Raw genomic sequence first — 20,021 nt, forward strand, 5'->3', positions numbered from 1 at the left:
CTGCCGCGCCGGGCTATTCCTCCCCGGTGAACTTCTGGCTGATGACCTGGGTGACACCGCTTCTCATCGTCACGCCGTAGAGGGCGTGGGCGATCTCCATGGTGCGCTTCTGGTGGGTGATGATGAGCAGCTGCGAGTTCTCCTCCAGCTGTTTGAACAGTTCGAGGAGGCGCCCCAGGTTGACGTCGTCGAGCGCCGCCTCGACCTCGTCCATGAGGTAGAAGGGGCTGGGGCGGGCGCGGAAGATGGCGCACAGGAGCGCCACCGCCGTCAGCGACCGCTCGCCGCCGGAGAGCAGGCTGAGGCGCTTGACCTTCTTGCCGGGGGGCCGCGCCTCGACCTCGACGCCCGTGGCGAGGAGGTTCTCGGGGTCGGTCAGGAAGATGCGGCCCTCGCCGCCGGGGAAGACGGTCTGGAAGACCGTCTGGAACTCGCGGGCGGTGTCCTCGAAGGCCTGGATGAAGACCTCTTCGATGCGCTTGTCGACCTCGTCGACCACGCCGAGGAGGTCGGAGCGGGTCTTCTTGACGTCGTCGAGCTGTTCGTGGAGGAACTTGTAGCGCTCCTCCAGGGCGGCGAACTCCTCCAGGGCCAGGGGGTTTACCTTGCCCAGGGACTTGAGCTCCCGTTCGCCCCTGGCGGCGCGCTTCTCCACGACCGCGCGGTCGAAGGGGATCGGCTCCGGCTCGGGCCTCTCCTTCTCCTCGGCCTTGGCGACCTCGTCGGCGGTCGGCGGGAGGTCGTTGTCCGGCCCGTAGTCGCCGAGCAGGGTCTCGATGTCGACGCCGAACTCCTCGGTGGCCTTGGTCTCCAGGGTCTCGATGCGGGCCTTCTGCTGTGCCCGGGCGAGCTGTTCGCGGTGGGTGGCCTCGGTGAGGCGCTCCAGCTCGGCCTGGAGGGTGGTGGTCTTCTGGCGCAGTTCGGTCAGCTCGGCCTCGCGGGCGGTCTGGACCTTCGCCAGTTCGTCGCGCTCTGTCGCGGCGGTGACGAGGGAGCGTTCGAGGTGTTCCAGGGCGGTGTCGGTGGCTCCGGCGACGGCGGTGGCGACGGAGGCGGCGTGGCGGCGGCGGGCGGCTCGGGCGGCGGTCCGCTCGCGTTCCTCGCGTTCGGCGGCGGCCTGTCGGCGCAGGGTGTCGGCGCGGCCGGCGAGCGCGGTGGCGCGTTCTTCGGCGGTGCGGACGGCGAGGCGGATCTCCATCTCATTCTGCCGGGCCGCTTCGACTTCGCGGGAGAGTCCGTCGCGCTGTGCGGAGTCGGGGACCTCCGGTTCCTCGGTCTCCTCGGCGGTCTCGAGTTCCTCCTGGAGGGTCTCCAGACGGGCGAGGTGCTCGTCGCGTGCCTCGGAGGCCTTGGAGGCGGTCTGCTGCAGGCGGCCGACCTCGGCGGCGGCGGCCTTGGCGGCGGCCTCGGTCTGGGCGCGGTGCCGGGCGGCCTCGGTCTGGGCCTTGCGGACGGTCTCTTCGCGCTGTTTCAGGTCCGCCTGCAGGCCGTGCAGTTCAGTGCTGACGGCGTCCATGCGCGAGGCCAGGGTCTCGAGTCGTCCCTCGACTTCCTCGAGGGCGGTCTCGGCGGTCTCCTGGGCGGTGCGGGCGCGGTCGACCTCGGCCTGGATCTCGATGAGGCTCTCGACGCGGTCGGAGCCGCCGGTGGCGTGCGAGGCGGAGAGGATGTCGCCGTCCTTGGTGACCGCCGTGAGCGCCGGGTCTTCGGCGACGATGGCGCGGGCGTGGTCCATGTCGTCGGCGACGACGTGGCCGGCGAGGACTCGGCGCAGGGTCTCGGAGAGCGCGTCCGAGGTGCTCGCCAGTGAGGCGACGGGGGTAAGCCGGGAGGGGATCTCGACGGCGTCGCGCGGCGAGCCTTCGGTGAGGACCAGGTGCGCCCGACCGCCGTCGACGTCGTGGAGGTGCCCGATGGCCTGGGCGGCGGCGGAGTCGTCCTTCACGGCGATCGCGTTGGCGTACTGGCCGAGGGCGGCGGCCAGGACCGGTTCGTATCCGGGCCGGACCGTGGTGTGCACGGCGAGGGATCCGAGGACGTCGTCCCGGTCGCCCAGGTCGGCCAGGACGCGGCTGTTGCCGTCCTTCCTCTTGAGCCCCACGGCCAGGGCCTCGGCCCTCGCCTCGTTGGAGGAGGCGTCCTTCCGGTGGCGGTGGAGCCGGTCGGTCAGCTCGTTCTTCTGCTCGGTGAGCACTTCGAGCTCGTCGGCCAGCTCCTGCAGGCGCTGTTCGGAGGCGAGGTCGCCTTCGGCCTCCGCGCCGAGTTCGGCGTCGGCGGCCTCGGCGGCCTCCTCGGCCGCCGCTTCGGCCCGCTCCCTCGCTTCGTTGAGCGCCAGTGTCGCGCGCTCGTGCTCTTCGGCGGCGGCGGTGGCCTTGGAGCGGCTCGAGTCGACCTGGCCGCGCAGGGTGGCCAGCGCCTCGCGGTGCTCGGCGGCGGCCTGGGTGGCGGTGACGATGGCCTGTTCGGCCTCGGTGAGCCGCTCTTCGACCTCTTGCCTCACCGCGGTGGCCTCGTGGAACCGCTCGGTGTCCTCGGCGATGGTCTCGCGCAGTTCGATCTCGGTCTCGGTGACCGACTCGGCCTCGGCCTCGATCTCCTCGGGGTCGGGGCCCGACCGCTGGGCGGCGGAGTCGGAGGTGAGGAAGCGGGCCCGCTCGGTGGCCAGTTGGCGGGTGCCGCGCAGGCGTTCGGCGACCGACTGGAGGTTGTACCAGGTCTCCTGGAGGCGTTCGAGTCTCGGCCGGTCGTTCTTGTGGGCGGCGTCGGCCTCGGTGATCTCCCGGTTGAGCTTCTCGGTCTCGCCTTCCAGGAGCTCGCGGCGCTCGGAGGCGGCCTCTTCGTTCGCCTCGTCCTCGTGGACCGCGTCCCGCAACCGGGTGAGGTCGTCGGCCAGGAGGCGGAGCCTGGCGTCCCGCAGGTCGGCCTGGATGGTCTGGGCGCGGCGGGCGAGCCTGGCCTGGCGGCCCAGGGGTTTGAGCTGGCGGCGCAGCTCCTCGGTGAGGTCGGTGAGGCGGTCGAGGTTGCCCTGCATGCCCTGCAGTTTTCGCAGGGCCTTCTCCTTGCGCTTGCGGTGCTTGAGGACTCCGGCGGCCTCTTCGATGAAGGCGCGCCGGTCCTCGGGGCGGGCGTGCAGGTAGGAGTCGAGTTTGCCCTGGCCGACCAGGACGTGCATCTCGCGACCGATGCCGGCGTCGGAGAGGAGGTCTTGGACGTCGAGGAGACGGCAGCGGTCGCCGTTGATCTCGTACTCGCCCTCGCCGGAGCGGAACATGCGGCGGGTGATGGCGACTTCGCTGTAGTCGACGGGGATGGCGCCGTCGGAGTTGTCGATGGTGAGGGTGACCTCGGCGCGGCCCAGGGGGGCGCGGCCGGAGGTGCCGGCGAAGATGACGTCCTCCATCTTGCCGCCGCGCAGGCTCTTGGCGCCCTGTTCGCCCAGCACCCAGGCGATGGCGTCGACGACGTTGGACTTTCCCGAGCCGTTGGGCCCCACGACGCAGGTGATGCCGGGTTCGAACCGGAGCGTGGTCGAGGAGGCGAAGGACTTGAAGCCCTTGAGCGTGAGGCTCTTGAGATGCACTGGGTCTTACTCCGTGTGGGACGCGAGACGGCGAGGTCGGCGTTCCGCTCCGGCGCGTTCGGGTTCCCCGCGTCCGCTCGGCCCGGTGGAGACGGTGCTCTACCCGGTCGAGGTCCGTTCGGCGGGTCCCGGCCCGCTGGGTCCGGAGGGCGGAACTGTCTGATTCTAGCGGACGAGCGCGGCGACCGGTCGGCATCGAGGCCGATTGGTCCCTCATCTAACACTCTAGGGTCACGGGAAAGGGAACCGGGGAAGGCCCTCGGAAGAATTGTGCAAAATGGATGTTCACTCGCGAGGTGAACACTTCTCCCACGAGTGGAACAGTTCTGGGGAACGGACGCGCCGGCCCGGGAAGAACTGTTCGCGCCCTGGGGACCCCGTGGCCGCGGTCGCCCGTTTCCGCCGTCGACCGGCCGCTTCCCGCCAACGCGGCGGGCTCCTGCCGACGCTCGCCGCCGTGGGGCCCGGCGGCCGCCTCCGCACCGGGGACGGTGGTCCCGGCATGACAAACGCGCCGGTGGTGACTTCCGGCGCGCTGTTTTCTCATGTGCACTTGTTCGCCCGCGGCTCGTCGCCGGGCGGTCCGCCCTTCACTGTCCGGGGCGGTGGCTGCCGATACTAAGGAAGGGCAGGCTCTGGGATGCGTGCCAGTTCCTCCTCGTCGGCGGAGACGCTCTCTCTGGCCCGGAGTTCGGCCAGCTCGCTCTCCAGACTGCGGACTCGCGCACGTAGTTGAACCACCTCGTCGGCAAGACGCTTGTTCGGCGCCTTGGTGAGGTGACCGTACAGGGCTTTCGCCATAATCTCTCCTTGCGATGACGACACCCGGAAACGCTGGATCGCGCACCAATGGCGCCGCATCTTTGATTGTCGATGGAATTCACAGAAGCCGGTCGCTTCGATTCGGGCACGGTCGTCTTTCGAATACCTACCGTTACCACTTATGATCCGCCTGAAAGGCCGTCCTCGTCAAGCTTTACACATTTGCGGGTGTTAATCCACCTCGGGGTACCGGATTTTTCGGCACATCACACTATTCTGCGGCGGATATCACCCCAATACTCATCGTTACCAATTAAGCGCATGATTCGTTATATTCACGACCTGATAGAGTCGGCCCCACACCCCGTCCCGGACCCAGGCGCCCCTCCCCGCGCGCCTCGCTGACGAGGAGTTCCGAATGACGCACCAGATCCTCCCCGGACGCCACCGCTCCCCCGAACCCATGCGCTACGGCTTCGGCCTCAGCGCCGCACTCGCCGTCTCCATCGCCGCGGTCGTGGGAATCACCCTCGCCACCGGCGCCGACGGAGGCGAGAATCACGACTCTCCGCAGGCGGAGAACGCCCCCTCCCCCTCGATCGAGTCCTCCGCCGAACCGGACCCCGGCCCCACCGGCTCCCCCGAACCCGACGCCGCGGAGACCGAGGCGGTCGAAGACCCCGCCACCGAGGACCCGGAGCCCGACGACTCCCCCGAGGACACCGGACCTCCCCCCGAGGAGTCCGAGGCGCCCGAGCCCACGAACTCCGAGGCCGTCATCGAGCTCGTCAACGACAGGCGCGCCGAGAACGGCTGCGGCCCGCTGGAGGTCTCGCCCGAACTGACCGCGGCCGCCGAAGGGCACGCGGAGGACATGGGCGTCAACGACTACTTCGACCACGACTCGCTCGACGGGCGCAGCGTCGGCGACCGGGCCGCCGAGGCCGGCTTCCACGCCGGGGTCGGCGAGAACATCGCCAAGGGACAGCGCTCCCCCGAAGAGGTCATGGAGGCGTGGATGGACTCCCCCGGCCACCGGGCGAACATCCTCAAGTGCGACTGGAACTTCATCGGCACCGGGTACTACCTGACCGGTGACGGGATCCCCTACTGGGTGCAGAACTTCGGCTGGTAACCGATACGTCACCCTGTTTCCCCCTGCGGGGCAACATAATATACCTGAAGTGAACCGCCGCATCAAGGGTGCGGCCGGGGAAAACAGGCGTCTGTCGTCCATCTGACTCAACCCTAGACTCGATGCTCACCACCGGTCATTCTGAGATAGCGGGCTGCAAACGCAAGTGCTGTAACCGCAAAGAAACCGCACCGAGCAAGACACCGCGAGCGGACTGCCACCCGACGAGCACGGGCCGCCTGGGCTCCGTCCTCATCGCTCGCGGAACTTTGCCGAGCGTTCCAGCAATCACCGGAAGGACGAGGTACCACCCGTGCGAATCATGCTGTACGACCCCAGCCACATGTTCAGTGCGAGCATCATCCCCCAGCTGAAGCAGCGCCACCACACCGTCATCATCGCCAATTCGCCCCGTGACATCCTGTGCTCCACCGACGTCGACGGAAGCGTCGTCGCCCTCGAGGCCATCGCCCGCCCCAAGGCCCTCCAGTCCGCACCGCGCCCGGTCTTCCTCATCACGGACCGGGAGGACGGCACCGCGCTCAAGGACGCGCTCGCCGTCCGCGCCCGAGGCATCATCTCCACTTTGAACCGGGCCTCGGAGATCACCGAGGCCGCCTTGGGCTCCATGCGGGGCCGACGCCACTACTACGACCCGGTGCTGCTGCACGCCGCCCTGGGACCGACGACGCTCCTCGGCCCCACCGCCGCCAGGACCCTGGCCGACCACCTCACCCCGCGCGAGGGGGACGTGCTGAGCCGGATCGTCAACGGGGAGGCCACGCAGCACATGGCCAGCGACATGGGCGTCTCGGTCTCGACCGTGCGCTCCCATATCCAGAACGTCCTGGGCAAGCTCGGAGTGTCCTCCCGCCTGGGAGCGGTCGCGTTCGCGCTGAACTACGGGCTCGACCAGACGCAGGTGACGCGCCCGCAGTGGAGTTGAGCCGTCCCTAGAGATTGACATCCAGAGTGGACGGCCGTTGCGAGTCCCCGCGGAGGGGTTCGTCCCGGACAACGGCCGCTGGACAATGCTGGAAGACCACGGAACCGACGCGACTCCGCCAGGAGGATCTCACCCAGGGGCACTCGGCTCACGGCCGCCGCCGAACACCCCCATGCCCGAAGACAACGCGGCGAACACCTCAGACGGTCGTACCCTCGCCCCCGAGACCACTGCCGACACGGGAATCACGGCGCAGACCCGGATCGGTCCGGGGATCGGTCCGTATGGCGTGTTGAGGCCCCGTGAACGCGGCGCGGACCCGGATCGGTCCGCTGATCGAATGAAAGAATCGAGGGCACTTCGCATACGCCCCTCGGAGCCCGCGTCCTCCGTGACGGGAACGCGGCACCCGGCCGGCACGCTGTGCGGCCCCGAGAACCGCAGTCGGCCCTCTGCCGACCGAAGAGACTTCCCTCCGGCCCTGCTCGGCCGAAAAGACCTCTCAGCGCCTCACGGCCACTGTGACAGCTCATGAAAGATGGGGCCCGCCGCTGAACGGGAGCGGTAATTTCACAATGCAGGGAAATTTGACGAATCCGAACGCCGCGCCCTGCGCCCTGCGCCCTGCGCCCTGCGCCCTGCGCCCTGCGCCCTGCGCCCTGCGCCCTGCGCCCTGCGCCCTGCGCCCTGCAGCGAGAATGACGGCTCAAGCCGAAGCCCGGCGACACGAGCGTCCAAAAGGGGAGAGGACGACCGTCATCGGCACCGGAGCTCTGTCCTCCCAGCGGTGCGAGGGTCCTTTACGAGTCTTCGACTCCGAGACGCCCGGCCAGTGCGCGCCAGGCCTTCTCGGCCGCCCGATGCTCGGCGTCCTTCTTCGACGAACCCGTGCCCTCGGCGAACTCCTCGCCGGCCACCTCGGCCCACGCGGTGAACTCCTTGGCGTGGTCGGGACCGGTCTCGGTAACCCAGTAGCGCGGCACTCCCATGCCGTGGTCGGCCGTCAGCTCCTGCAGCGAGGTCTTCCAGTCCAGGGCCGCGCCCTGTCCCGCCGCGTCGCGGATGAGCGGACCGAAGAACTGGCGGACCACGCGCTCGGCGACGGTGTGCCCGTACTGGAGGTAGACGGCCCCGAGCAGGGCCTCGGTGGCGTCGGCCAGAATCGAGGCCTTCTCGCGACCGCCGTCGTTCTCCTCGCCCTTGCCCAGCAGGAGGAACGGGCCGATGCCGTCTCCCCCGAGGCGCAGCGCCACGTCGGCGAGCGCCTTCATGCTGACCACCGAGGCGCGCATGGGGGCCAGCTGCCCCTCCGGCAGGTGCGGGTAGTTGCGGTACAGCAGCGTCGAGATGGAGACCGACAGGACGGTGTCCCCGAGGAACTCCAGCCTCTCGTTGGTGGGGATGCCGCCGTGCTCGTAGGCGTAGGAACGGTGGGTGAGCGCCAGCCCCAGGAGGTCCGGATCGAGGTCCTTGACCCCGAATACCGCCTCGAAATACCGCACGGCCTCGTCGATCGAGCGTGCTGCCATGGTCTCACCCCCGGGAGTTCTGTACTTGTCCCTAGCCTCGGGCGTTTGGCCGCGGGCGCCCGCCCCGCACATGAATAAGCCTCCGCCTTGCTGGGGCGGAGGCTTCAAGACTTCAGAGTCCGGCGATCAGGCCAGGACTTCCCGGCCCTTGTAGGTGCCGCAGTTCTCGCACACGTGGTGCGGGCGCTTCTGCTCATGGCACTGGGGGCAGTCAACGAGACGGACCGCCGCAGCTTTCCACTGGGAACGACGGTGCCGGGTATTCGAGCGCGACATACGACGCTTGGGAACAGCCACGATAATCTCCGTTTGATAAGTGATGGGTCATTGGTCTCGGTTCGGCGGGGAAGCTTCAGGCGTCCTCGCCTTGTCCGCGGAGCTTTTCCAGTTCCGCCCACCGGGGGTCGATCTTGTCGTGCCGGTGGTCGTCGGGCAACTCGTCCCACGGACGTCCGCAGTCGGCGCAAAGGCCCGGGCAGTCCTCCCGGCAGACCGGGGAGGCCGACATGGCCAGGACTAGCGCGTCGCGGACGGCGGGTTCCAGGTCCAGGAGGTCACCGTCGAGCCGGGCGATCTCGTCCGTGCCGGTGGTCTGGTCTGTCGTGGAACCCTCATAAGCGTACAACTCCTGCAGATCGACGGTGAGGGCGTCCTCTATGGGAGCGAGACATCTCGCACACTCCCCGGTGACGTCCGCCGTCACTTCGCCTGTGACCAGGACTCCCTCGGAGACGGCCGTGAGGAGAAGGTCGAGCGACAACGCCGAGCGGGCGGGGACCTTGATCATGTCGAGGCCCATGTCCTCCGCGATGGGAACCTCGCCGACCAGAGGCTCGGACACGCCGGCGGCCCGCTCCAGGGGAGCGGTGTCCACGACGAGCCCTCGAGCGGGATCGATTGCGAGTGAGGCCATCTTGTGAGCGCCGTCCTTTGCAGGTGTTGTTGAGCCGACGTGCAATGATAGCGCACCGGGTCCGGGCCCTCCAAAGAGTGAGGGTTCGATGTGACCCGTCAGCCGCTCAGAACTGCGGAAGGGGTTTCTCCTCGGATTCTTCCTGCTCGGGCGGGTTGAAGGTGCCGATCTCGCGCAGGGCGTGCATCTTGTCCCGCCCGCGCTCGACGCCCGAGACCGCGCGCTGCAGGAACTGCTCGAAGTTCGCCAGGGTGGTGTCGACGTACTCGTCGACCTCGTCGCGCAGGCGCTGCGCCTCTTCGCGGGCCTCGCCGATGATCCGGGAGGCCTCGTGCTCGGCGGAGACGGTGATCTCGTGCTGCGAGACGAGGCGGGCGTGCTCGCCCTCTCCCTCGGCGATGATCCGCTCGGCCTCCTTCTCGCCGGCGCTGATGATCTTGTCGCGTTCGGCGAGCATGACCTCGGAGCGGCGGATGTCCGCGGGAAGCTCCGCCTGGAGCTCCTCGAGCATGGCTATCAACTCGCCTCTGTCGACACGGCACGCGCGCGACATGGGTACGGCCTTCGCGGCCTCCACATAGGCGATCAACTCTTCTATCCGGTCAAGCGGACCCACCGGCGTGCTCCCATCGGATTCTGTCATGGGGATATTCTGTCCCACTTTATCGATTCTGACTGATAATCGCCACATTCGGCATGGCGGCGGACGAGGTTCAGCCCTGTTCGGGGGCGAACTTCGCGTGGAGCCGCCGGGCCACGACGTCGGGCACGTGGGAGTCGATGTCCCCGCCCCACTTGGCGGCGTCCTTGACGAGAGACGAGGACAGGAACGAGTAGAGCGGGTTGGTGGGCATGAAGAGGGTCTCGACGCCGCCCAGGCCGAAGTTCATCTGGGCCATCTGCTGCTCGTAGTCGAAGTCGGAGACGGCGCGGACGCCCTTGACGATGATGCCGACCTCGTGCTGTTTGCAGAAGTCGACGACCAGCCCCTGGAAGGAGGCCACCTTCACGTTGGGCATGTCCGCCGTGGTCTCGCGGAGCAGTTCGAGGCGCTCTTCGACATCGAACAGCCCGCTCTTGGAGGCGTTGTGGAAGACCGCCACCCACACTTCGTCGTAGAGCTGGGCACTGCGGCCCACGATGTCGAGGTGTCCGTAGGTGACGGGGTCGAAAGATCCGGGGCACACGGCCCGCCGGGCTTCAGGTTTCACGACTGCCTCCTGCTCGCGACCGTTCCTTCGAACGGCGAACTTTCCGCAAGTCGAATCGCGGGAAGCAGGCGGAGCGGCCTCTGCTGACTCGAACAGGCCATGTCGGACCTCTTTCGTAGGGTGGTGGCATGTTTCTCCGGTACCGTTTCCGGATCTATCCGACCGCGCGGCAACGCGGAGTGCTGGCGCGGACCTTCGGCTGCGTGCGTGTGGTGTACAACGACGCGATAGCTGCCCGTCAGGCAGCCTACCGGAATGGAAAGCGGTACCCGTCGACGGCCGAGCTGGACCGGCGATTGATCACCTGGGCGAAGACCACTCCGGAGAGGTCATGGCTGTCGGAGGTTTCCACGGTTCCATTGCAACAGGCGTTGCGCGACTGCCATAAAGCCTACCGTGCCTTCTTCGATTCCATGGCCGGGAGGCGAAGGGGCCCCCGGGTGGGTCCGCCTCGCTTCAAGTCTCGTTCGAACAGGCAGGCCGCACGGTTCACCCGCCGGGGGTTCCAGGTCAGAGAGAACGGCCGCCTGTTCGTCGCCAAAGTCGGAGAACTGCGTGTCGCCTGGTCACGCGACCTGCCCTCGGACCCGAGCTCGGCAACGATCATCAAGACTCCCGCCGAGAGGTACTATGTCTCCTTCGTGGTGGCCGTCAAGGACGGGGCGGAGCTTCTCGAGCCGATCGCGGATCCCGACGCCGAGACCGGCATCGATCTGGGGTTGAAGGAATTCGCGGTCATGCGGGGCGGGAGGACTAAAACCTCCCCCGGGTTCTTCCGCCGCATGGAGCGCAAGCTGAGGAATGCCCAGAGGGCACTGTCGCGCCGGCGGAAGGGCTCGAAGAACCGGGACAAGGCCAGGCGTGAGGGGAGACGCCTCGCCGCCGCAGGACATGCGGAGGCGCAAAACGCCTGTGGAGCACAGGTAGGACCCGCAAGGCGCGGGCGCAGTGCGACGAAGCAGGAACCCGCTCGTTAAGCCGATTGCCGACTCGGGAGGGATGTCAAGAATAGTCACCGTACCAAAGGGTAGTACTCCCGTACTTCCGGTGCCTGCGTGGAGAGACGCCCTCGGGCCACTCGACCGTGGAGTGCTTGCCGCCCCGCTCTACGACCAGATCCGCGTCGAGGGCGAGCCAGCCGTTCGCGGCGAGGTCGGCCAGGAGCGCGGCGACCGTCTCATCGGGGACGTCGTAGGGCGGGTCGGCGAAGACGATGTCGAACTTCTCGCCCGCCGCGGCGGCCGCGAACGTCGTCGCGGAGGCGCGCTCGACCTGGACCCGGTCGCCGAATCCCAGGTCGTCGGCGTTCTGTCGGATGAGCTTGGCGGTGGGGGCGTGGGACTCGACGAAGACCGCGCGGGCCGCGCCCCGGGAGAGGGCCTCCAACCCGACGGCCCCGGAGCCGGCGTAGAGGTCGAGGACGCGCAGGTCCTCCAGGTCGCCGCCGGGGGCCAGGGCGCTGAAGAGGGCCTCGCGGACGCGGTCGGAGGTGGGGCGGGTGCGGTCTCCCGCGGGAGTGCGCAGCCGTCGGCCCTTCGCCGTCCCGGCGATGATTCTGGTCACTGTCAGCCTTTCTGTTCTCTCCCCCGAGGATAGGGCCGCGGGGGCCGGCCCGCGCGGGGCGGCCTCTGGTCCCCGTCCACCGCCACAGAGCGGATCCCGTGGGAGCCCGGCCCGCGCGGTGCGGAGGCCCGCTGAGACCGTCCGGTCGCGGGCGGAGGCCGCCGACGACCTCCTACCCCTTCTGGAGATAGTCGCCCCGGTCCTCGGCCAGCCCTCCGACGAGGGAGGCCAGCACGGGCTGGGAATCCAGGCCGGGGTCGGCGGCCAGGAGCCGTTCGGCCTCCTCGCGGGCGGCCTCGATGATGTCGGTGTCGTGCAGCAGCGACAGCAGCCGGACGTGGGACTTGCTCCCGGACTGGGCCTCTCCCAGGATATCCCCTTCCCGGCGCTGCTCCAGATCGAGCTCGGCAAGGTGGAAACCGTCGGTGGAGGAGGCCACCGCGTCGAGGCGCTCCCGGGTGCGGGTACCGGGCCGAGCACCGGTGACCAGGAGGCAGAGTCCCTGTTGGCGGCCCCGGCCGACCCTGCCGCGCAACTGGTGGAGCTGGCTGATCCCGAAGCGCTCGGCCCCGAGGACGGCCATGGCGGTGGCGTTGGGGACGTTCACGCCGACCTCGATGACGGTCGTCGCGACCAGCACGTCGATCTCCCCGCGCTCGAAAGCGGACATGGTGCGGTTCTTCTCGTCCGGATCCATCCTTCCGTGCAGCGGGGCGACCCTGAGCCCGGAGAGCGGCCCTTCGGACAGCTCGGTGAAGGTGTCCCGCACCGACGGCATCGAGTCGTCCTCGTCGGCCGCGTCGTCGGGCGCCTCCGCGTCACCAGGGTCGGGGCCAACGCGCGGGCAGACGACATAACCCTGCCGCCCGGCTCGGGCCTCCTCCCGGAACCGCTCCCACATGCGGCCGGTCCAGCGTTCGTCCCCGGCGGGGACGACGTGCGTGGCGATCGGGGAGCGCCCGGCGGGCAGGTCGGTCAGACGCGAGACGTCCAGGTCGCCGTAGACGGTCATGGCGACCGTGCGCGGAATGGGAGTGGCGGTCATGACCAGCGTGTGCGGGGGGCCGTTCGGACTTGGCGCGCAGGGCGTCGCGCTGCTCGACGCCGAAGCGGTGCTGCTCGTCGACCACGACCAGGCCCAGGTCCCGGAACGCGACTTCGTCGAATAGGAGCGCGTGGGTGCCGACGACGATGGGGGCGGCGCCGCTGGCGACGGCGGTCAGTGACGCGCGGCGAGCGGCGGCCTTCGCCGAACCGGTGACCAGCTCGATGGGCACCTCGCCCGGGTCGAAGGCCAGTTCCAGCATGTCGGACAGCGAGCGGAAGTGCTGGGACGCCAGCACCTCGGTGGGCGCCAGGAGGGCCGCCTGGCCGCCGGACTCGGCCACCTGGAGCATGGCGCGCAGCGCGACGACGGTCTTGCCGGCGCCGACGTCGCCCTGGAGGAGGCGGTGCATGGGGCGCTCGGAAGCGAGAGCCGCGGCGATGTCCCCGCCGACCTCCTCCTGTCCGGCGGTGAGGGCGAACGGGAGGTTCCGGTCGAACTTCTCCAGGAGGCCTCCCGGTTCGGGCGGGCGCGCCGTGGCCTTGGAGTCGTCGGCGTTCTTGCGCTGGACCAGGGCGGTCTCGATGACGAACGCCTCCTGCCACTTGAGCCGTTTGCGGGCCCGGGCGAGGTCGGCCGAGGAGGCGGGCCGGTGGATCTTCTCCAGCGCCTCGGAGTATCCGGCGAGCCCCAGGCGCCGGCGGAGTTCGCCGGGGAGGGGGTCGGACGGCGCGGTCACGGTGTCGAGGACGATGCCCGCGCTCTGGGCGATCTTCCACGTCGGCAGTCCCTCTGCCGAGGGGTAGACGGGGATGACGCCTCCGGCGAAGCCCTCGGCGGACTCTTCGTCGGGGGCGTCGAACATGCGCGCCTCCGGGCTCTGCAGCTGGAGCCGCCCGCGGAACGCGCTCACCTTCCCGGCGAAGAGGCCCCAGCGTCCGATCTGGAGCTCCTTGGTCCTCCAGGGCTGGTTGAAAAAGGCGAGGGTGAGGCTGCGCCCGCGCGCGTCGGCGACGGTGACCTCGAGGAGTTTGAGCTCCCGGCCGTTCTTGGCCCGCTTCTTGAGCGGCTTGGTGACCGCGGCCTTCACCTGGGCCATGACGGTGACCTGTTCGTCGATGACCAGTTCGTCGAGCTCGGTGCGCTCGCCGCGGTGGAAGTAGCGGGACGGGTAGTGCTCGAGGAGGTCGCCCGCCGTGTGGAGTCCGAGGCGCTCGGCCATTTTGGAGGCCGTCTGGGCGCCCAGGACGTCGCGCAGGCGGGTGGAGAAGTCCACCTTCATCTCTATTCTGCTCCCATGTAGAGGATCGCGGTGAGGCCGTGGACTCCGAGCCACTGGGTCTCGGTCTCCGGCCAGGTCTCTGCCAGATGATCGCTCAGGGCACCGACAATGTCGTCGGCGCCGCCCCGGGCGGGGGTGAGGAAGGTGAGCAGTTCGGCGCCGTCGCCCGCGTAGCGGTCGACCGCCTCGCGGGCCACGGCCAGGGGGTCGGGCCCCTGCGCGACGATCTCGCCGCCGGACTCGGCGGTGTAGCCGTCCGCGTCGGCGGCGACTGTCACTCCGGTGCAGGCGGAGGCGGTCTCGGCGCGGGCGATGACGTCGTCGTCGAAGCTGGCCTCGGGGTCGGCGACGGCCAGGGAGGCGATGCTCTGCATGACCGACAGGGTCGGGATGACGGCGATGCGGTATCCCTCGGAGCGCGCGATGCGGACGGCGACGCGCAGGGCGTCGTGCCGCGAGGGGTCGTCGACGAGGACGATGATCTCCGCCCCGCCCGAGTGGTGGATGACGCTGAGGACCTCTTCGGCGGAGGAGCCGTCGGAGACGAGGCTGCCCTGCTCTCCGAGGAAGGAGAACAGGGCCGAGTCGCGCGTGACGGTGATGGTGGAGCGGTCGCGGCGCACGGCGGGGGCGAGGGCGTCGTCGAAGCGGGTGACGGCGATGCGGCGGACGCGGCCGCGGTCGATGCCCTCCTCGATGGCGGCGCCGACGTCGTTGGCGTGCACGTGGACGTTGAAGGTCTTGCGTCCCGAGTCGTCGTGGGGGGCGCGGGATCCGACGATGACGACCGAGTCTCCCAGGTCCGACAGGCGCGTCCGCAGGCCCTCGATGGCCTCGTCGGGGGTTTCGAGGAGGTACTGGATCTCGTACTCGAAGGTCTCCGAGCCGCTTTCGCGGACGACCGGCTCGACCGGCGTGGGCCGGGCCTCCTGGCGGTCTTGGAGCAGCGCGGAGGCGCCGCCGGGGCTCGATCCGCCGAGCGCTTCGACGAGGGCCTCGAGGATGAGGGTGAAGGCCAGCGCGCCGGAGTCGACGACGCCGGCGCGGGCCAGTGCCGGCAGTTGCTGCGGGGTCGCGGCCACGGCGTCGGCGGCCGACTCGGCGGCGGCCCGCACGGTGGACATGAGACCCAGGGAGGAGGCGTTGGCGGCAGCGGTGGCCGCGGTCTCGGCGACGGTGAGGATGGTGCCGGCCGTCGGTTGGGCGACGGCGGCCATGGCGCTGTCGGCGGCGCGGCGCAGGCCGGTGGCGAACTGCTGGGGGCCGACGGTGTCGGTGGTCCAGGCGTCGGCGAGTCCCGCGATCATCTGGGCGAGGATGACGCCGGAGTTGCCGCGCGCGGCGACGAGGGCGCGGCCGGCGGCGTGGTCGAGGAGGCCGGGGACGCCGAGGCCGGGATCGCAGTCGGAGGTGGCTTCGACCAGGGTCGCGTGCATGTTGGTGGCGGTGTCGGAGTCGGCGACGGGGAAGACGTTGAGCTCGTCGATCTCGCCGCGGCGCGCGGCCAGCGCGGTGGACGCCCGGTCCGCCCAGCGGCGGAGGACGTCGGCGTCTATGGCCGCCGCGTTGCGGTCGGCGTCGGGGAGTTCCGGTTTGTCTGCCACGGTTGACCAGGATACTCCGGTCGGCGGGCGGGAAGGGAAGAGCCGCGGGGCCCTCGGGTCCCGCGGCTCAGTCGTTCTCGTGGTGCCGGGCTACTGGAGCGCCCCGAACATGAGGCTCTGGCGCATGGCCTGCGCGGCCTCCGCGTTGTCGGCGTCTGCCCAGGCGGCGAAGCCCGAGACCTCTCCCGGTCCGGTGGTGATCAGCGCGGTGTAGAAGGTCTGGTCCCCGACGGTGAACTCGGCGAACCGGGCCGCGTGGCCGTCGACGCGGTAGGTCTCGCTCGTGTAGCCCTCCGGTGCGGCTCCGGCCACGGAGTCGGCGACGAGTTCGGCGAACTTCGCCTCGACGTCGGCGAGCTTGGCCTCTTCGTCCATTCCGATGGACTTGGCGTCCACCGCTCCGACCACGGCTTCGACGGGCAGGTCGGGGTGGGCCGCCCCGGCCGGCGCGGTGAAGGGCGCGACGTCGGGCGTGGAGGACTCCCAGCCGGCGTTGGAGTCGACGACGAACTTGAGGTCGGTGCCGTCGGCGGCGACCGCCTCGGGCTTGGCCTCGGCCGGCGGCTCCTCGGTCGGGTCGGCGCTGGCCTGGTCGGTCGTGCGCGTGTCGGGGCCGCCGTCGTCGTTCTGCGGCTTGAACAGGAAGTAGCCGCCCACGGCGAGGCCGGCGACGATGACGACCACGATGGTCAGAAGGATGATCATCGGGGCCTTGCCGCCGCCGCTGCCGCCGCCCTTGGCGCCGGACTTCTTCGGGGGCTTGGGGCCCTTGGTCTTCTTCTTGCCCTTGCGCTCGATCTGCGGCGTGTCCCAGGCGCCCGGGGAGCCGGGGACCGAGGAGACGGGGGCGAGCTGTCCGCCGGGCTGCTGCTGTTGCTGCTGGTTCCACTGGCCCGGGTCGTAGCCGGAGACCGGCACGGCCGAGGCCGGGACGCTGGAGACGGGCGCCATTCCCGGGACCCCGGAGACGGGGTTGCCCTGGGCGTCGTAGAGCGGCTGCTGCGGCTGTCCCTGGCCGGGCTGGCCCGGGAAGGGCTGCTGTTGGCCCGGGACGCCCTGCATGGGCTGTTGGGGTTGCTGCGGCTGGCTCTGCTGGCCGGGCTGGCTGTAGTAGGGCTGCTGCCCCTGCCCGGGCTGGCTGGGGAAGGCCTGCTGCGGGGGAGGCGACTGCGCGCCGGGCTGCCCGCCGTCGCCCTGGCCGCCGGTGCCGAAGGGCGACACGGGCACGCCGGGAGGAGCGGCGGGGGCCTGGAACTGCTGGCCGGGAGCCTGGTACTTCATGGTCGTCTCGCCGTCGTCGGTGACGGGAGCCTGGAACACCATCGTGTCGTCGGCGCCCTGCTGCGGCGCGCCCTGCTCCTGCCCGGGGGCGAGCGGAGGCTCCTCCTCGGGCCGGTACACCGGTTGACCAGGAGTGACTTCTTCTGGCGGCTGCCAACCGTCAGCGGGCGGCTGCTGGGGGTTGCTCATGTTCATTCACCAAAGACTATGGGAGTCGGCACAAATGGTATGCAGTCAGACTACGGCATGGGGACAACCTCTGGACTGTCGGAGTCGGCCGGGACGTCGCCCGTCACCCCCGGTGGACCGGGCCGGGACGGGGCCCGTCCGGCGGGCCGGGTACCCTGTGACACAGTCGGCCGACCCCGGGAGGGGACGACGCCCGGCTCATCGGATAGAATTTCCAGGTTGCCTGCGTTCAGCGTAGGCGTCCGCGGCCGATCGGCCGTCCGGGCCCGCCTCCGGGCCGTCATCTCCGCTGGAGCCGAGCCTTTTCTCCGCTGGGGATCAGGATCTCCTCCGGAGATCAGGTAACTCAAAACGTCAACGCAGGAGTTTGGATTATGTCGAGCGTATGCGAGGTCTGCGGCAAGGCCCCGACCTTCGGAAACAACGTTCCGTGGTCGCACAAGAAGACCAAGCGCCGTTGGAACCCGAACCTGCAGTCCGTGCGCATCGCCACCGGCTCTGGTGACAACAAGCGCCGCGCCAAGGTCTGCACCTCTTGCCTGAAGGCCAACAAGGTGGCCCGCTAAGGCAGTACCCGTCGGGCCCCGCGGCCCGTCGAAGACTTGAAGAACCGGTGGTCCTCGCGACCACCGGTTCTTTCGTGCGTCCGAGGGCCGGCGGAGCGCCCGGCCTCAGAGAGGGCCGACCCGATATTCGGGAACGTGCGTCCGCGCGCCGGCGGAGCGCCTCAGCCGCCGGAGCGGTCGAAGTGGTCCCAGCCGGACCCGCCCTGCCAGCGGTGGCCGTCGACGGTCACGCCCCGCCCCTCGGCCACGTTCCCGATCGGGGTCCAGTCCGCCGGGAGGATGACGTCGGCGGGGAAGGTCGCCACCAGCGCGTGATCTTCGCCTCCCGCGAGGACCCACTGCAGCGGATCGGCCCCCAGGGCCTCGGCGGCCCTGGCCATCGCGTCGGAGATGGTCAGCGCGGAGGCGTCTATGTCGATCGACACGTTCGAGGACTCTGCCAGGTGCCCCACGTCGGACAGCAGCCCGTCCGAGACGTCGATCATCGCCGTCGCGCCCATGGCCGCGGCCACCGGACCGGCCGCGTAGGGCGGCTGGGGGCGGCGGTAGGCCCCGACCAGCGCTCCCGGGGAACGGAAGCCGCGGTGCAGGACCGCCAGTCCGGCCGACGACCAGCCCAGACGGCCGGCGTAGGCGAGCACGTCGCCGACCCGGGCGCCCCGGCGCGTCACGGGATCGCGCCCCTCGAGATCGCCCAGGGCGGTGACGGCGACGGTCAGTTGCGAGCCGCGCGTCGTGTCCCCGCCGATGACGGCCGCCCCGGTCGAGTCCGACTCGGAGGCGATGCCCTCGGCCAGTTCGACGACCCACTCGACGTCCGTCTCCGGAGTGAGGCTCAGCGCCACCATCAGACCCGTCGCGCGGGCGCCCATGGCGGCCACGTCGGCCAGGTTCGCGGCGGCGGCCTTGTGCCCGACGTCGGCGCCGGAGGACCAGTCGGTGCGGAAGTGGTTGCCCTCCACGAGCATGTCCGTGCAGGCCACCACCCTGCCGTCGGGGACGGCGAGCACCGCCGCGTCGTCCCCCTGCCCCAGCAGGACCCTGTCGGTCCCGGCGAACAGCCGGGATATGCGCTCGATCAGGCGGAACTCCCCGTACTCGGCCGCGGTCTCGCCCACGCCGACCCTCCTTGCACTCGGTGGCTTGTCAGTCCAATAATGTCTCATACGCGGGGCGGACGCCCGCACCTAAGGCTGGTGTCACTCGCGGCCCGCGCGGCGCGCCCGCCCGGACGGCCCGCCAGTACAGTTCGGGGAGCACTGTTCCACTCGATCCGCGAGGAGAAGGGCCCGATGCCGAAACTCAGTTCGCCGGGAGCCATCGCCACCATCGTGGCCGTGCCGATCGCGCTCGTCGTCGGATACGCCTCTTACGCGTTCCTCGGCGACCTCGAAGACGAGCCCGAGCAGCCCGACGAGTCGGCCGTCGCCGAGCCAGTCGAGATGGACCCGCTGGAGCTCGGCGCGGACGCGCTGACCTACTGCCTCGCCGTCACCTCCTCCGCCCCCGGAGAAGTCGACGGACTTGAGCAGCGGCCGGTGGTCGGCGGCGAGGGCATCGCCGAGTACGCCCTGGCCTACGGCGACCCGGCCGTCACCGCCGTGTGCGGCACGGACCCGGTCGAGGTCCCCCCGACCGACCAGGTCGTCGACGTCAGCGGCGTGTGCTGGCTGAAGACGCCCGGCGACGACGGCTCGATCCAGTACGCGACGGTGGACCGCGAGACCGCCGTGACCGTCGACGTGCCGTCCGACTACGAGCAGTCCGGCGGCGTCCTGGGAGACCTCTCCCCCGTCATCGCCGACAAGATCCCCGCCCTGCGGGACGCTCCGGCCGGATGCGCCGCGAAGTAGCCTCCCGGGGCTTCTTCGCTCGCGACGCCGCGGAGGTCGCCCCCGACCTGCTCGGCTGCACCGTGCACGGCGACGGGGTCACCGTCCGGATCACCGAGGTCGAGGCCTACCGCTGGGACGACGAGGCCTCGCACGCCTTCCGCGGCCCCACGCCCGCCAACGGCACCATGTTCGGGCCGCCGGGGCACCTGTACGTCTACTTCACCTACGGCATGCACTACTGCGCCAACCTCGTGTGCGACCGGGAGGGCCGGGGCGCCGGGGTGCTGCTGCGGGCCGCCGAGGTCACCGGCGGCGTCGAGAGGGCCCGGGAGCGCCGCGGCGAGCGCGTGCCCTTCCGCGATCTGGCGCGGGGCCCGGCCCGATTGGCGCAGGCCATGGGGTGGTCCAGAGCCGACGACGGGACCGATATGGACGGACGTATTCTGTCCCCTGTAGAACCTGTTGCGGTGGAAGCGGGTCTGCGCGTAGGCGTCCGCAAGGCAGCCGACACTCCTTGGCGTTTCTGGATTCCCGGCGACCGGTACGTCTCCGACTACAAGCGCCACCCCAAGGCGTGAAC

Annotated in this window: 17 protein-coding genes and 1 pseudogene; 6 read left to right on the forward strand and 12 right to left on the reverse strand. The window is 70.0% G+C overall.

The annotated features are described in order from the left end of the window. Window positions 1-13 precede the first annotated feature (13 nt). Together smc and ACFTE1_RS14370 are read right to left on the reverse strand one after the other, a co-directional pair. Window positions 14-3,580: a chromosome segregation protein SMC gene (gene smc, locus ACFTE1_RS14365; RefSeq protein ID WP_380620725.1), complete on the reverse strand. Its 3,567-nt coding sequence runs from the start codon at window positions 3,578-3,580 to the stop codon at window positions 14-16. A gap of 618 nt (window positions 3,581-4,198) precedes the next feature. After that, a complete protein-coding gene (locus tag ACFTE1_RS14370) occupies window positions 4,199-4,381 on the reverse strand; it encodes a hypothetical protein (RefSeq protein ID WP_380620727.1) in 183 nt (60 codons plus the stop codon). A gap of 379 nt (window positions 4,382-4,760) precedes the next feature. Between ACFTE1_RS14370 and ACFTE1_RS14375 the strand changes: the two genes are divergently transcribed. Together ACFTE1_RS14375 and ACFTE1_RS14380 are read left to right on the forward strand one after the other, a co-directional pair. Beyond that, on the forward strand, window positions 4,761-5,477 hold the full coding sequence (locus ACFTE1_RS14375) for a CAP domain-containing protein (protein ID WP_380620729.1): 717 nt from the start codon (window positions 4,761-4,763) through the stop codon (window positions 5,475-5,477). A 322-nt stretch (window positions 5,478-5,799) separates the two neighbouring features. Next, entirely contained in the window at window positions 5,800-6,423 is a 624-nt protein-coding gene (locus ACFTE1_RS14380) for a helix-turn-helix transcriptional regulator (protein ID WP_380621682.1), read from the forward strand. An 800-nt stretch (window positions 6,424-7,223) separates the two neighbouring features. Here the strand turns inward: ACFTE1_RS14380 and rnc are convergent. The 5 genes from rnc to coaD all read right to left on the reverse strand — a co-directional run bounded on the left by rnc (window position 7,224) and on the right by coaD (window position 10,076). Continuing rightward, window positions 7,224-7,952, reverse strand: a complete 729-nt coding sequence (rnc, locus tag ACFTE1_RS14385) for a ribonuclease III (protein ID WP_380620731.1) — start codon at window positions 7,950-7,952, stop codon at window positions 7,224-7,226. A gap of 126 nt (window positions 7,953-8,078) precedes the next feature. Beyond that, window positions 8,079-8,249, reverse strand: a complete 171-nt coding sequence (gene rpmF / locus ACFTE1_RS14390; RefSeq protein ID WP_380620733.1) for a 50S ribosomal protein L32 — start codon at window positions 8,247-8,249, stop codon at window positions 8,079-8,081. A gap of 55 nt (window positions 8,250-8,304) precedes the next feature. Beyond that, window positions 8,305-8,865: a YceD family protein gene (locus tag ACFTE1_RS14395; protein ID WP_380620735.1), complete on the reverse strand. Its 561-nt coding sequence runs from the start codon at window positions 8,863-8,865 to the stop codon at window positions 8,305-8,307. A gap of 106 nt (window positions 8,866-8,971) precedes the next feature. Beyond that, the gene (locus ACFTE1_RS14400; RefSeq protein ID WP_380621684.1) at window positions 8,972-9,481 is read right to left on the reverse strand and encodes a hypothetical protein; all 510 of its coding nucleotides are present in this window, start codon (window positions 9,479-9,481) and stop codon (window positions 8,972-8,974) included. Between the two features lie 97 nt (window positions 9,482-9,578). Further along, complete coding sequence (gene coaD / locus ACFTE1_RS14405) at window positions 9,579-10,076, reverse strand: pantetheine-phosphate adenylyltransferase (protein WP_380620737.1); 498 nt, start codon at window positions 10,074-10,076, stop codon at window positions 9,579-9,581. A gap of 128 nt (window positions 10,077-10,204) precedes the next feature. Here coaD and ACFTE1_RS14410 point away from each other — a divergent pair, with 128 nt between their 5' ends. Further along, window positions 10,205-11,053 (forward strand): RNA-guided endonuclease InsQ/TnpB family protein, encoded by an 849-nt coding sequence (locus ACFTE1_RS14410; RefSeq protein ID WP_380620739.1) that lies wholly within the window; start codon window positions 10,205-10,207, stop codon window positions 11,051-11,053. 25 nt (window positions 11,054-11,078) lie between these two features. Here ACFTE1_RS14410 and rsmD read toward each other — a convergent pair whose 3' ends face one another. The 4 genes and pseudogenes from rsmD to ACFTE1_RS14430 all read right to left on the reverse strand — a co-directional run bounded on the left by rsmD (window position 11,079) and on the right by ACFTE1_RS14430 (window position 17,046). Further along, window positions 11,079-11,639: a 16S rRNA (guanine(966)-N(2))-methyltransferase RsmD gene (gene rsmD / locus ACFTE1_RS14415; protein ID WP_380620741.1), complete on the reverse strand. Its 561-nt coding sequence runs from the start codon at window positions 11,637-11,639 to the stop codon at window positions 11,079-11,081. 172 nt (window positions 11,640-11,811) lie between these two features. Continuing rightward, a pseudogene (locus ACFTE1_RS14420) lies at window positions 11,812-13,966 on the reverse strand (ATP-dependent DNA helicase RecG). A gap of 2 nt (window positions 13,967-13,968) precedes the next feature. Further along, window positions 13,969-15,570 (reverse strand): DAK2 domain-containing protein, encoded by a 1,602-nt coding sequence (locus ACFTE1_RS14425; protein ID WP_380620745.1) that lies wholly within the window; start codon window positions 15,568-15,570, stop codon window positions 13,969-13,971. A gap of 90 nt (window positions 15,571-15,660) precedes the next feature. Then, on the reverse strand, window positions 15,661-17,046 hold the full coding sequence (locus tag ACFTE1_RS14430) for a hypothetical protein (RefSeq protein ID WP_380620747.1): 1,386 nt from the start codon (window positions 17,044-17,046) through the stop codon (window positions 15,661-15,663). 368 nt (window positions 17,047-17,414) lie between these two features. On the opposite strand from ACFTE1_RS14430, the gene rpmB reads away from it, so the two are divergent. Beyond that, the gene (gene rpmB / locus ACFTE1_RS14435) at window positions 17,415-17,606 is read left to right on the forward strand and encodes a 50S ribosomal protein L28 (RefSeq protein ID WP_380620749.1); all 192 of its coding nucleotides are present in this window, start codon (window positions 17,415-17,417) and stop codon (window positions 17,604-17,606) included. A gap of 161 nt (window positions 17,607-17,767) precedes the next feature. Here the strand turns inward: rpmB and ACFTE1_RS14440 are convergent, their stop codons facing one another. Continuing rightward, entirely contained in the window at window positions 17,768-18,772 is a 1,005-nt protein-coding gene (locus ACFTE1_RS14440; protein ID WP_380620751.1) for a thiamine-phosphate kinase, read from the reverse strand. 126 nt (window positions 18,773-18,898) lie between these two features. Here ACFTE1_RS14440 and ACFTE1_RS14445 point away from each other — a divergent pair, with 126 nt between their 5' ends. Continuing rightward, window positions 18,899-19,459 carry a DUF3515 family protein gene (locus ACFTE1_RS14445; RefSeq protein ID WP_380620753.1) on the forward strand — a complete coding sequence of 187 codons (561 nt, stop codon included), beginning with the start codon at window positions 18,899-18,901 and terminating at the stop codon, window positions 19,457-19,459. Then, window positions 19,444-20,019 (forward strand): DNA-3-methyladenine glycosylase, encoded by a 576-nt coding sequence (locus ACFTE1_RS14450; RefSeq protein ID WP_380620755.1) that lies wholly within the window; start codon window positions 19,444-19,446, stop codon window positions 20,017-20,019. The genes ACFTE1_RS14445 and ACFTE1_RS14450 overlap by 16 nt, the downstream gene beginning before the upstream one ends. The last annotated feature ends 2 nt before the right edge of the window (window positions 20,020-20,021 follow it).

This window comes from Salininema proteolyticum, from assembly GCF_042685645.1.
Taxonomy (GTDB): domain Bacteria; phylum Actinomycetota; class Actinomycetes; order Mycobacteriales; family Micromonosporaceae; genus Salininema; species Salininema proteolyticum.

Bases quoted from the DNA above. Each gene is read 5' to 3' on its own strand.
- ACFTE1_RS14450 (WP_380620755.1), top strand. From the start codon at position 19,444: ATGCGCCGCGAAGTAGCCTCCCGGGGCTTCTTCGCTCGCGACGCCGCG.
- rpmB (WP_380620749.1), top strand. From the start codon at position 17,415: ATGTCGAGCGTATGCGAGGTCTGCGGCAAGGCCCCGACCTTCGGAAAC.
- ACFTE1_RS14380 (WP_380621682.1), top strand. From the start codon at position 5,800: ATGCTGTACGACCCCAGCCACATGTTCAGTGCGAGCATCATCCCCCAG.
- rnc (WP_380620731.1), bottom strand. From the start codon at position 7,952: ATGGCAGCACGCTCGATCGACGAGGCCGTGCGGTATTTCGAGGCGGTA.
- ACFTE1_RS14410 (WP_380620739.1), top strand. From the start codon at position 10,205: ATGTTTCTCCGGTACCGTTTCCGGATCTATCCGACCGCGCGGCAACGC.
- ACFTE1_RS14445 (WP_380620753.1), top strand. From the start codon at position 18,899: ATGCCGAAACTCAGTTCGCCGGGAGCCATCGCCACCATCGTGGCCGTG.
- ACFTE1_RS14375 (WP_380620729.1), top strand. From the start codon at position 4,761: ATGACGCACCAGATCCTCCCCGGACGCCACCGCTCCCCCGAACCCATG.
- ACFTE1_RS14395 (WP_380620735.1), bottom strand. From the start codon at position 8,865: ATGGCCTCACTCGCAATCGATCCCGCTCGAGGGCTCGTCGTGGACACC.
- ACFTE1_RS14440 (WP_380620751.1), bottom strand. From the start codon at position 18,772: ATGAGACATTATTGGACTGACAAGCCACCGAGTGCAAGGAGGGTCGGC.
- ACFTE1_RS14370 (WP_380620727.1), bottom strand. From the start codon at position 4,381: ATGGCGAAAGCCCTGTACGGTCACCTCACCAAGGCGCCGAACAAGCGT.
- ACFTE1_RS14430 (WP_380620747.1), bottom strand. From the start codon at position 17,046: ATGAACATGAGCAACCCCCAGCAGCCGCCCGCTGACGGTTGGCAGCCG.